7 protein-coding genes are annotated in these 13,373 nt (G+C 36.4%); 5 read left to right on the top strand and 2 right to left on the bottom strand.

Annotation, left to right across the window (positions count from 1 at the left end; genetic code table 11):
• Positions 1–187: 187 nt before the first annotated feature.
• Positions 188–2,488, top strand: coding sequence for a type IA DNA topoisomerase (locus tag OLM61_RS14150; protein WP_264523283.1), 2,301 nt, complete (start codon positions 188–190; stop codon positions 2,486–2,488).
• Positions 2,489–2,630: 142 nt separating this feature from the next.
• Positions 2,631–3,107 carry a DUF6265 family protein gene (locus tag OLM61_RS14145; RefSeq protein WP_264523282.1) on the top strand — a complete coding sequence of 159 codons (477 nt, stop codon included), beginning with the start codon at positions 2,631–2,633 and terminating at the stop codon, positions 3,105–3,107.
• 334 nt (positions 3,108–3,441) lie between these two features.
• Here the strand turns inward: OLM61_RS14145 and OLM61_RS14140 are convergent, their stop codons facing one another.
• Positions 3,442–4,602, bottom strand: a complete 1,161-nt coding sequence (locus OLM61_RS14140; protein ID WP_264523281.1) for an MFS transporter — start codon at positions 4,600–4,602, stop codon at positions 3,442–3,444.
• A 153-nt stretch (positions 4,603–4,755) separates the two neighbouring features.
• On the opposite strand from OLM61_RS14140, the gene OLM61_RS14135 reads away from it, so the two are divergent.
• Together OLM61_RS14135 and OLM61_RS14130 are read left to right on the top strand one after the other, a co-directional pair.
• Positions 4,756–7,182 carry a TonB-dependent receptor gene (locus tag OLM61_RS14135; protein ID WP_319800525.1) on the top strand — a complete coding sequence of 809 codons (2,427 nt, stop codon included), beginning with the start codon at positions 4,756–4,758 and terminating at the stop codon, positions 7,180–7,182.
• A gap of 117 nt (positions 7,183–7,299) precedes the next feature.
• Positions 7,300–9,729 (top strand): TonB-dependent receptor, encoded by a 2,430-nt coding sequence (locus OLM61_RS14130; RefSeq protein ID WP_264523280.1) that lies wholly within the window; start codon positions 7,300–7,302, stop codon positions 9,727–9,729.
• A 50-nt stretch (positions 9,730–9,779) separates the two neighbouring features.
• On the opposite strand, the gene OLM61_RS14125 is transcribed toward OLM61_RS14130, so the two are convergent.
• Positions 9,780–10,769, bottom strand: coding sequence for a helix-turn-helix domain-containing protein (locus tag OLM61_RS14125; protein WP_264523279.1), 990 nt, complete (start codon positions 10,767–10,769; stop codon positions 9,780–9,782).
• Between the two features lie 218 nt (positions 10,770–10,987).
• Here OLM61_RS14125 and OLM61_RS14120 point away from each other — a divergent pair, with 218 nt between their 5' ends.
• Positions 10,988–13,360 (top strand): TonB-dependent receptor, encoded by a 2,373-nt coding sequence (locus OLM61_RS14120; RefSeq protein ID WP_264523278.1) that lies wholly within the window; start codon positions 10,988–10,990, stop codon positions 13,358–13,360.
• Positions 13,361–13,373: the final 13 nt, after the last annotated feature.

Genomic DNA, 13,373 nt, shown 5'->3' with positions numbered 1-13,373 from the left:
TTTTCGCTCGCAGATCCGGCAGATTGTGCAGATTTAAATAAATTCTATAAAATCACTCCACGTAAATCTGCGGAAAACAAAAAACCTTTGTCCCTTTGCTCCTTTGCCTCTTTGTAACTTTATAACGCTATAATTTCGATACCACTTTTAAAATTCCTAATTTCGCTTTCGAATAAGAAAGAGAAAAATGAAGGTCTGTATTGCTGAGAAACCAAGTGTAGCACGTGAAATCGCATCCGTTTTGGGAGCCAATACCAAACACGACGGGTATTTTGAAGGCAATGGTTATGCTGTAACTTACACCTTTGGGCATTTATGCACCTTAAAAGAACCCAATGATTACAAACCCCATTGGAAAAGCTGGGATCTGAACAACTTACCCATGCTTCCTGAGAAGTTTGAAACCAAGGTGGTACAAAATTCAGGAATCCAAAAGCAATTTAAAATCGTAAAAAGCCTATTCGACAAAGCCGACGTGGTTATCAATTGCGGGGATGCCGGGCAGGAAGGAGAACTTATTCAGCGTTGGGTGATGAATGAGGCGCACTATAAGGGCGAAGTACAGCGCTTGTGGATTTCGTCCCTAACCACCGAAGCTATCAAAGAAGGTTTTGAAAATCTGAAACCATCCGAAAACTACGATAATTTATTCTACGCCGGATTTTCAAGAGCCATTGGCGACTGGTTACTGGGAATGAATGCTACACGTTTGTACACCGTAAAACATGGCGGTTACAAACAAGTATTGTCAATCGGACGCGTGCAAACGCCAACATTGGCAATGGTTGTCGACCGATTTAAAGAAATCGAAAATTTTAAACCTCAGCCTTATTGGGAGTTACAAACTTTATACAGAGAGACTCTTTTTAGCTATGAAGAAGGGCGTTTCCTAAAAAAAGAAGACGGAGAACTTTTAGCTAATAAAGTCAAAGAAAGCGAATTCGAAATTGTTTCAGTTGATAAAAAGAACGGAAACGAGTACGCTCCTAAACTATTTGACCTGACTGGTTTACAAGTATATTGCAATACTAAATTTGGATTTTCGGCAGATGAAACGCTTAAAATCGTTCAAACTTTGTACGAACAAAAAGTAGTTACGTATCCCAGAGTCGATACTACCTTTTTACCAAATGACATTTATCCAAAAGTGCCTGGAATTCTGCAAAAATTATCCAAATATGCCGAATTAACTCAGCCAATTTTAGAGAAAAAAATAAAAAAATCGCCAAAGGTTTTCAACGATAAAAAAGTTACCGATCACCATGCGATTATTCCAACCGGGATAGAGGCCCATTTGCAATTCAATCAGCAGCAGGTCTACGACATTATTACAAAACGTTTTATTGCCGTATTTTACGACGATTGTCTGGTTGCTAATACCACAGTAATTGGAAAAGCAGCCGATGTGACTTTTAAAACCACCGGAAAAGAGATCTTAAAAAAAGGATTTCGCGTTGTATTCGAAGATCCGAACGCCAAAGAAAGAGAGGCCGATTTGTTACCTAGTTTTGTGGTGGGAGAAAAAGGCCCGCACGAACCTTCTTTTCTGCAAAAAGAAACCAAACCACCCAATCAGTTTACCGAAGCAACGTTGTTACGCGCCATGGAAACTGCAGGTAAACAAGTAGATGACGAAGATCTGCGGGAACTGATGAAAGAAAACGGTATCGGTCGTCCGTCAACTCGAGCTAATATTATCGAAACACTATTCAAACGTCAGTATATCGTTCGAAACAAAAAACAAGTTTTGCCAACACCAACAGGTATTCAGCTCATTGATACTATTCAGAACGAACTTATCAAATCGGCCGAACTAACCGGTTCCTGGGAAAAACAGTTGAAAGACATCGAAAAAGGAACTTATACAGCCGGAGCGTTTATTAAAAACATGAAACGCATGGTCGAGGCTCTGGTTACCGAAGTACGAAGTGAAACCAGACATGCCAATATTTCGCATGCTGCAACAATCGAAAAACCAGTTGTAAAAGCAGAGAAAAAGAAAGCTGCAGGTATATTAGCCGAAACCTGTCCGAAATGCCAAAAAGCGACCTTAATTAAAGGAAAATCAGCTTTTGGATGTGGTAATTATAAATCGGGTTGCGATTTTCTGCTGCCTTATACTTTTGCAGAGAAAAAAATATCTGAAAATCAATATTTAAGATTAGTTCAAAAAGGATCAACCGTAAACATAAAAGGTTTTAAAACCGAAGAAGGAACTGTTGAAGGCCTGATTCGTTTTGAAGAAAATTACAAACTCAAATTAGAAACAAAGAAAACAACTCCAAAAGTAAAAGCTTCCACAACATCAGATGCCTTAACCTGTCCGAAATGTAAAAAGGGTACAATTCTGAAAGGAAAAACTGCCTATGGCTGTAGTGAATATAAATCAGGCTGTGATTTTAAAGTTACTTTTGATGACGTCAGAACCAAACTAAAAGATCAAAAACCAACAAAAGAACTGGTTTATTCGATTCTTTGTGAGATTTAAAAAATGTGAAATGTTAGATGTAAAATGTAAGATACAGTGTTTCATTGCCCATTTTACTTTTCACAGTTTACTGTTTACAATTCACAACAACCAATTCTTTTTCATACTTTAGTACTTCCATTTAAAACCAAAACTCATAAATATGTTTCAGAAAATTACTCTTTTAGCCCTTGTTTTAGCTGCTGTTTCTTGTCAAAAAAAGGAATCCGCCGAGAAAGATAAAATCAAAGTTGCGGACTGGCTCATCGGGAACTGGGAAAACAAATCTCCAGAGGGTGTTCTGACCGAGAACTGGCAAAAACTAAACGATAGTACTTTTAGTGCTTCCTCCTATTTCATAAAAGAAAAAGACACTATTCATTTCGAAAGTATCGTTTTAACACAAAAAGACGAAACGCTAACTTATATTGCAACCGTAAAAGGTCAAAATAATGATAAACCTGTTTCTTTCGCCTCAACAGCTGAATCTGACAAACAATTGGTTTTCGAGAATCCTAAACACGATTATCCGCAAAAGATAACCTATACAAAAGGTGCAAATAATACTTTAACTGCTGAGATTTCAGGGAATTTGAATGGGAAACCAAGTTCGGAAAAATTTGTGATGACGAAGAAATAATATTTCCAGATAATTTTGTTGCGAAGTTACAAAGTTCAATTTCCTTTATGGCTTCGCTACTTTGCGTTATTAAATGGGCCGTTCCTATGGAACTTTAATTTCTTATACCTTTTCGATTCCAACGGATTGAAATCCGTCGCTACAATATAATTCATTCCTACGGAATTTTAAAAACTTTGCGTTATCAAATAGACCGTTTCTATGGAACTTTAATTCCTTATACCATCACAATTCCAACGGATTAAAATCCGTTGCTACAAAATAGTTCATTCCTACGGAATTTCAAAAAACTTAGAGCCTTAGCCTCTCAGTACCTTAGTCCCTTCAAAAAAAACTACTCATTCTCCCCGATCTTATTCACCATAAAGATCATGAGTATTCCTAAAAGCGCCATTACCAAAAATGCCCACTTCATACTTAAATATTCGGATATAAACCCTACCATTGGCGGAACCAGTAAAAACCCAAGATAACCAATAGTAGAGATCGAAGTTAAAGCAGAACCGCTGCTTAGTTTTGATGATCTTCCGGCAATACTAAATACCAACGGAACCACACAGGAAACTCCAAACCCAATTAAGACATAGCCAAAAATAGTCGGATAAGCATACGGCAGGATAAAGCAAATACCAAATCCTAAGGTGATTAAAACACCGCTGTAAAACAGAATTCGTTTGGTACCAAATTTCATTACGCCATAATCACCAAACAAACGTCCCAGAGTTACTGCTGTCGCGAAAAACACAAATGCGGCACTGGTTAATTTTGGAGACGCCTTCAATATATTTTCAAAATAAATACCACTCCAATCGTACATGGTATTTTCACAAGCCATAGACACAAAACAAATCAGGGCAAACTTAACCAGATTTTTTTCGGGCATTGAAAAGAACTTCTTTTTAACGGGTACAGGTTCGTTATGAATACTCAAAGGATAAAAACAAGCCGTTAGCGCAAGCATAAAAACACTTACTCCCAGCAAATGATGTGATGGCGCAATATGCTGCGTTACCATTACATACCCCAAACCTGCTCCCGAAAAAACGGCTATGCTCCAAACGGCATGAAAACGAGTTATAATAGAATGTGGATATAATTTTTGAACCTCCAGAGATTGTGCATTAATAGACAAATTGAAAATATTACGTGATGCACCAAAGAGTAAGAGTACAATAACCAACTGCCAGACAAAAGCAACTAAACCCGGTAAGGACAATGCAATATTAAACATGATTGCTCCGAGCAGCATAACATAACGGCTGCTGTATTTGTTTAACAGCTTACCTGTAAAAGGCATGGTGAGCATTAAACCAATTGGAAAGGCAAATAAAACAGCTCCAAACTGAGCTTCGGACAAATGCAATTGTGCCTGTATGTGCGGAATACGGGATACCCACGAAGAATATCCAAATCCCGAAAGGAAAAAAAATACAGTATTGGCCAGACGGTATCCTTTAGGAGAATGCTGCAATTTTTTCAAGAAAGGTAAAATCATATGAAAAGCTTCATTTTTAAAACGCAAAATTAAGGCTTTCAAAGTGTAACTTCTACCCTTTTCATTTTTTTTAATAAACGTCAGAAATTTAATTCATTCCAATTATTATTCAAAGAAATTTTAAAAAAGTACCTCAGATTTAACTGAAAGTTCATGAAATCAAACGAAATACTATTTGTTAAAGAAGTATTAATTTTTACATTTGCACTGTTTTTATTCATTCTAAATAAAAACAAAACCTTAACCAAATACAATAAAATGAAATATTCTATTTTGAAAACTTCTCGTTTTCTGCTTACAATCAGTTTCTTCTTTTCTTTTTTTTGTTCGTTTGCCCAACAAAACTTTGGAAAAATAAAAGGAACGATTACTACATCTGATGGCGATGCTGCTGCTGGTGTAAATGTTATTCTTAAAAACTCAAAATACGGTACCGTTACCAACGACGATGGTAGTTTTGATCTCAACAGAGTGCGAACTAATACCTATACTTTACAAGTATCTCTAACCGGTTATGAAACTACTGAACAAGAGGTAGTAGTAACTGAAAGCGAAACAACAGTTCTTAATTTGCAATTAAAAGTTTCGAACAAAGAGCTACATGAAGTTGTAGTCAACGGCAAGAAAAGCATCCTTTCTAAAAAAACAGATTATGTTGCGAGAATGCCGCTGAAAAATCTCGAAAACCCGCAAGTCTATAATGTGATTCCCAAAGAACTTTTGCAGGAACAAATTGCAGTAGATATTAGAAGTGCAGCTGTAAATGCTCCTGGTGTGACCACAAAAATTTATCCGTCAGGAGGACTTGAAATTTCTTTTAGAGGATTTAGTACCGGAGTTAATGCCCGAAACGGAATGGAAAACATGACGGGTCGAAGCTCTATTGCTATTGATAATGCAGAACGTATCGAAGTTCTTAAAGGACCTTCAGGAACCTTATTCGGGTCGTCTGTATCTTCTTTTGGTGGTGTTGTGAATTTAGTTACCAAAAAACCTTTTGAAACTAAAAAAACAGAAGTATCCTATACCGGAGGAAGTTTTGGATTAAACCGACTAGCGCTTGATATGAATACTCCACTAACGCCTGATAACAACGTATTGTTTCGATTAAACGCTGCAGTAAATACCGAAAAGAGTTTCTTAGATTATGGTTTTAGTAAAACATTCCTGATTGCGCCAAGCCTTACCTACAAAGCAACGGATAAACTAACCTTAAGTATTGATACCGAAATTTACAATGTAAACAACACACGTCCTACTTACGGACGTTTCTATGCTCCGGGAATTACAAACCCTACGGATTTAAAGGTAGACTATAGAAAAAGTTTGTTTCACGATGACCTTGATGCCAAAACTTCATCAACAAAAGTTTTTGTTCAGGCCGAATATCAATTGGCAGAAAACTGGAAATCAACTACTGTTTTCTCTTTTATAGACGAAAATGTAGATCGCAGTTATCAGTATTACACGCAATGGATTTCACCAACAGAAGTAAAAAGAAGTGTATCGCGTTTTGGGCCAATATTTAATCAGTTTACCAATATACAAGAAAATATTAACGGTCAGTTTTCTACCGGAAGCATCAAACATAAACTTTTATTAGGTACCAATTACAGATTTTCAAAAGGTACTTTTAATTATGGTGCAACGCCGGTTCTGGATACGATCGATGTAACAAAACCTTTTGATCCTATCCGAAAAAAACAAGTTGATGCAGTGGTATCGCAACTTACATGGGCAGTTCCGGACGAACAAATATTTAGTGTTTATGCCTCAGATGTGATAAGCTTTACAGACCGTTTATCGGCCATGCTAAGTCTTCGTTTGGACAACTTCGTTCAGAAAAAACTGGAAGACACGAAGGGCTATAACCAAACTGCTTTATCGCCTAAATTAGGTTTGGTTTATGAAGTGGTTAAAAATCAGGTTTCTTTATTTGGAAATTATATGAATGGTTTTCAAAATTCAGGTCCTGTAAATCAACCCGATGGAAGCTTGTTAGTATTAAAACCGGTTTATGCCAACCAATACGAAGGTGGGGTAAAAGTAGAAGCGTTCAATAAAAAATTAAGTACTACATTAAGTTACTACAACATTACGATTGATAATGCTACAAGAACAACTTCTGACGGATTTAGTGTTCAGGACGGTAAACAGGTGAGTAAGGGAATTGATTTTGAATTTATTGCCAATCCGGTTGAGGGTTTAAATGCTATGCTTGGGTATGCTTATAATGACAATCGCATCGTAAAATCATCAGATGCTGCTATTGAAGGAAATAAAGCCAGCGGAGCTCCGGAAAATGTAGTTAATTTTTGGATATCGTATAAGTTTCAAAACAAATTAAAAGATCTAGGACTTGGTTTTGGAGGCAATTATGTAGACAAACAATACAAGTTTGAAGATGAAAGTTTTTACAACCCGTCTTATTCTGTTTACAATGCCACCGTATTTTATGATAAGCCAACATGGAGAATCGGTGTTAAATTCAACAACATAAACAACAAAAAATACTGGGATTCTTACGGAATGGCGCAAGCTCCTGCCAACTTATTAGTAAACTTAACTCTTAAGTTTTAATAGCATCTGCAATAAAAAAACACCTCTAAATTAGAGGTGTTTGCATTTAAAAGAAAATTAGTCGCTTATTAATTTTCTACAATTATTCACTGATAACAATAACCAATCAAAAAAATCATGAACAACTTTGAAAAACGAATTAAAAATTCTCAATTCGTAATTTATCTCTTTTTACTCTTTTCTTTCAGTGCTTTTGCTCAGCAAAACAACGGAAAGATTAAAGGAACAATCACTACATCTGATGGCGAACTGGCCGTTGGTGTTAACGTTATCCTTAAAAGCTCAAAATACGGTACTACCAGTAATGAAGATGGTGCTTTTGAATTTAACAGAGTCAAAGCCAACACCTACACTTTGCAAGTTTCTTTAACGGGTTATGAAACTCTGGAACAGGAAGTAATTGTTTCGGCCAATGAAACTGCAACACTCAATTTACAATTGAAGGTTTCCAATAAACAATTAAAAGAGGTGATCATTACCAATAACCGAGGAAAAGCTTTCCCTAAGCAAAGTACTTATGTTTCAAAAATGCCATTGAAAAATGTCGAAAACCCACAGGTTTACAATATTGTTTCGTCTGAATTAATAAAAGAGCAAGCCATTACAAATTATGAAGATGCTTTAAAAAATGTACCCGGAATTCAAAAATTATGGGAATCTACAGGGCGCGGCGGTGATGGCGGAAGCTACTATACTTTACGCGGATTTGAAATTCAGGCCAATATCGTAAACGGATTACCGGGCTTAACAAACGGTAGTTTAGATCCTGCAAATGTAGAGCGTATAGAAGTGATAAAAGGTCCATCAGGAACTTTATTTGGCAGCAGTTTAGTGAGCTACGGTGGATTAATTAATACCGTTACCAAAAAACCATACAGCGGTTTTGGCGGTGAAGTTTCTTATCTGGCCGGAAGTTTTGGATTAAACAGGGTTACTGCCGACATCAATACTCCGCTAGACGATGCCGATAATGTTCTTTTTAGAATTAACGCAGCGTACCAAACCGAAAACACTTTTCAGGATACCGGATTCCGTACCTCACTTTTTGTAGCGCCTTCCTTGTCTTACAAAGTAAATGACAAGCTTTCCTTTTTATTCAATACCGAATTTATGCAGGAAGAAAAAACAACGCCTTCGATGTTGTTTTTAGGGAGAGATGCTGCTTTGCAATATGCCAATTTGGCCGAATTAAACTACAATACCGATTTGTCTTTTAACAGTAATGACTTATCGATAAAAAACCCGAGATACAGTCTGCAAGGGCAAATGACCTATAAAATTTCTGAGCAATGGACTTCTCAAACGGTTTTATCCAGAAGTTCCTCAAAATCGAGAGGCTACTACTCTTATATTTATGACAATGAAGACGGAAATAAAGATTTCGGGTTTAATATTACCAAAGAACAATCACAAACCGCAACCACTGATATTCAGCAGAATTTTATTGGAGATTTCAAAATTGGTACCATGCGCAATCGTCTTGTGGCAGGTCTGGATTATTTCGAAAGAAAAGTAACGAACGGAGGTTCCGGTTACGGTCGTCTTTACAATATTACTGCACAAGGCGAAGTGAGACAATTAGACGCTGCCGCTCCTTATTATCTAACACAAACCTCTGTTGACAAACTTCTGGCAAACAGACCAGCAGGAAACTTCAGTCCACAGGATGCTACCTACAGTGCATATGCTTCTGACGTGCTTAACATTACTTCTAAACTGTTGGCCATGGCAAGTTTGAGAGTGGATTATTTTGATACGAAAGGTGATATCAAAAATAAAAATGACGATTATACACAAACGGCTTTATCGCCAAAATTCGGATTGTTATACCAGCCTATTGAAGACAAACTAGCTGTATTTGCCAATTACATGAATGGTTTCAGAAACATTGCACCAGTCGTAAATTATGATACTGATGGTAATTTAATCGGAACCAAAACTTTCGAACCGGAACATGCCAATCAATTAGAGTTTGGTGTAAAAGCGACTATTTTTGAAGACAAGTTAAATGCTACTATGAGCTACTACGATATTAAGGTAGCCAATTTGGTAACCAGCAATCCGCTGTACAGTTCACAAGGAGGTGAAGCCCAAAGCAAAGGTTTTGAATTTGATTTAAATGCTGCGCCAATAAAAGGATTAAGTATTATTGCCGGATACAGCTATAACGACAGTAAAATTACGAAAGGCGATGTTGGAAATGTTTGGCTGGAGCAAGGCAAAAGACCATTTTGGTCAGGTCCTAAAAACCTTGTAAACCTGTGGGCAACTTATAAATTTGAAGAAGGTGCACTAGAACATTTCGGTCTTGGTTTTGGAGGAAATTATGCGAGTGAAAATGCCATTCTGGACAGTTCTAAAACCGGAAAATTTGTATTGCCGGAATATACCGTGATCAATGGGTCTGTTTTCTATAATTCAAATAAATTTCGTGTAGCTTTTAACCTCAACAATATTGCCAACAAAGATTATTTTAACGGTGGATGGTCAACTCTAAATCCGCAAAAACCAAGAAATATTGTAGCGAGTTTTACATACAAATTCTAATCGATACTTTTTTCTGAATATAAAAAGGGGCTAATATAAGTTAGCTCCTTTTATTTTTTTAGCTTACTGGGTAAATAACCAAAAGTCTTTTTGAATGCCACTGTAAAATGATGTGGGTTTTTATACCCCAACTCTTCCGAAACAACAGATATCGGGAGATCCTTTTCCAATATCATTTGTTTGGCATATTCCATTCTCACCTGCGTCAAATAGTTAAAAACAGTAGCATTAAAAACCATCTTAAAATACTTTTTAATTTTAAAATTGTTCAGTCCTACCTGCGATGCTATACTCGCTAAAGTATGTTTTTCTTTAAATTGTGTTTTTAAAATATTCTCTACTTCCAGAATTTTAACATAATCGCATGCACTAAGTTCTACACTTACATTGGTATTTTCTTCTTCATTTATAATGGTAAATAAATACGAAAGAATCTCTACTACTTTCGATTCCAGAAAAGCTTTTTTAATGGCTCCGGAGTACGAACATTGCAAAATATCTTCGATTAATACATTTAGTTTTGGCGAAATACTTTTGCTCGTATCCCACATTGCATATGAGGTATGAGTAGCTATTGCTTCTGCCAAAAGCGGAATGGTGGTTTTTAAATTGGGATAAAACAGCTGCTCTAAATAGGATGCTGTAAACGTAATTTCGAGCGTTTTTCTTCTTTTGGTCCGATAATTTAAAATGCCTTTTATTTTGGGCAAATAAAACAAATTATAATGCCCCTGCGGAATATAGATCCCTCTGTCTGATGTATTCTCGGGGCAGTATTCATTATCACCCTCCATTTCAATATGAAGCTTTATAAACGAAAAATCATGCTCTACTTCAATCGAATAAAATTCATTCTCTATTATTAGATCTCTTGCCACCAAATGAACCCCGTCTAACATAATATCGGTAATGACACCTCTAATTCCTTTGTAATTATAGTTGATTTTCTTCTCGACAAGATCTTCCTTATTAAACCGAATAGGATCGTTTACAACAACCAGTTCTCTCTTAAAAATATCACTTCTCATCACTGTTTTCATCGCTACCATTCTATTTGCTGCAACAGGTTTAAATGCGTAATTATAGCTTATAACTTACTAACTACAAGACGATTTCATTTAAATCCCTATTGCGTTTATATTAATCCTTATTGCGTTTATTATGTTTTTATTAACATATTACTTTTGCGTAAAATTATCAATTTATAACCAATCTAAATAAATATAGTATGCTTTTTATTATACCAAGGCTAAAAAAGATGTTAAGCACCCCCATTTACATGCTTCTCCTCGTTTGTTTTTTCATTACAGATGCATTTTCCCAACAAAATACCGGTTCTATAAAAGGAACTGTAATTACCTCGGATGACCACGTTGCTTCCGCCGTAAATATTGCCATACCAAAATTAAAAAAGTCAGCCCTCACGGATGAAAATGGTGTTTTTATAATAAACCAGATACCTGCAGGGACACACGAAATCGAAATTAATATGATGGGACATATTCCGTCAAAACAGCAAATTACAGTCACAGCAAATGAAACCTCAACGGTTTCTTTTCAATTGGAATCTTCTTTAAAAGAGTTGCAGGAAGTTGTAGTTGTTTCTGCCGCCAAAAAATTTGCTAAAAAACAAAGTGAATATGTGGCCCGATTACCGATCTCAAATCTTGAAAACCCGCAAGTTTATACTGTTGTTCCAAAAGAACTTTTTGTAGAACAAATCGCGGTTGATTTCAGAAGTGCCTTAAACTCGGCTCCGGGATTAAACAACGTGACGCAAAGTGTAGGTTCAGGAGGAGTTGGATTAAGTTTAAGAATGCGTGGTTTTAGTGGTTCATCGGCAGCGGGATCTATTCGTAACGGAATGAACACAAACTGGGTAACGATGAGTGATCCTGTAAACCTGGAAAGTATCGAAGTTATCAAAGGACCATCGGCAACCTTGTTTGGTTCGTCCTTAACCACCTATGGAGGTCTTATCAACAGAGTCACTAAAAAGCCTTTTGATGTGATGAAAGGCGAGGTAAGTTATACTACCGGAAGCTGGGCTTTGAGTCGTACAACTATCGATTTTAATACACCTCTGAATGAAGAAAAAACAATGCTTTTCAGAGTTAACGCCGCTTTAGACAACCAAAAAACATGGCAGGATTATGGCAAAAGCCACACTTTTGTAGTAGCTCCTTCCTTTACTTATAAAGCCAGCGACCGTTTGACTTTTGACTTTGATTTAGAATTGTACCAGGGAAACCGTAATTCTACTTCTATCGGTTTAGGAAGCGGTACACCGCCAGTAAAAAGCCTGAATGATTTACATTTCGATTTCAAAAAATCGTATGCAACAGATGATTTACAATCGGAAGCCAAAAACACCAATATTTTTGCAAAAGCCACCTATCAATTGTCAGATCAATGGGTTTCGCAAACTAATTTTTCTAATGCTTTTACCGACAATAAGGCCAACTATTTATTCTTGCTGATCAATACGGCTGCGAACTCTGGTATCACTTTACAACGAAGATTGTACAACATCAACAGTACTTTTAAAACGTCACAAATTCAACAAAACTTTATCGGGAATTTCAATATTGGAAGCTTTAAAAACCGATTACTTTTAGGGATCGATTACACCTGTATCAGTACAAACGATAACAGATGGCTTATTAATAATTATGATGCTGCTGTTGCAAATCCTGCTCTTACCATCAACGGAAATGCTGCTTTTATCAATATGGAAAAATACAAACAGCTTATTGCCAATATGACGGCACCAACTGTAGTTAACACCAGAGATTTTAGGACTTTGAGTTTTTATGCTTCCGATGTGATCAATATTACCGATCGATTTATTGCTATGGCAAGCGCGCGTTTTGATCATTACGAAAACAAAATTGCACAGTACAATCAGAATGCCGTTTCTCCAAAATTTGGTTTAGTGTATCAGGTTGTTAAAGACAAAGTTTCGGTTTTTGGAAATTACATGAACGGATTCAGTAATGTGTCACCTGCACCAACTGCAGACAATCCAAATGGTTTGACCGAGTTTAAACCTGAAGAAGCAAACCAGTTAGAAGGTGGTGTGAAAATTGAATTACTGGGCGGAAAACTAAACGGTACTTTGAGTTACTATGATATTAAAGTAAAAAATAAACTGCGTACAGATCCTAACAATCCTTTATTTTCTGTTCAGGATGCAACGCAAAGCAGTAAAGGTTTTGAGGCCGATTTGATTGCAAATCCGTTTAGAGGTTTACACATTATTGTAGGTTACGGTTATAACCAAAGTGAATATACCAAAGCGAACCCAAGTCTTGAAGGAAAAAAACCTTACTCTACTCCTGCTAATGTTGCTAATTTCTGGATTAGCTATAAAATCTTAGACGGACAAGCCAAAGGAGTTGGTTTTGGTTTTGGCGGAAACACACAAAGTGATAGTTATTTAAACGATGCCAACACTTTTACAGCAGACGGATACACTACATTAGATGCCAGTATATTTTATGAAAAACAAAAATTTAGATTAGGGCTAAAAGTCAATAACCTTGCGAACAAAGAATATTGGTCAGCAGATTACTGGGCTAATATGATGCCAACAAGACAATTAGTAGCTAATCTTACTTTCAAATTTTAATTCTTTTTAATTA

This window comes from Flavobacterium sp. N502536, from assembly GCF_025947345.1.
GTDB lineage: Bacteria > Bacteroidota > Bacteroidia > Flavobacteriales > Flavobacteriaceae > Flavobacterium.
The sequence above is the reverse complement of the archived record's forward strand: the minus strand, read 5'-3'. Positions and strand labels throughout refer to the sequence as shown.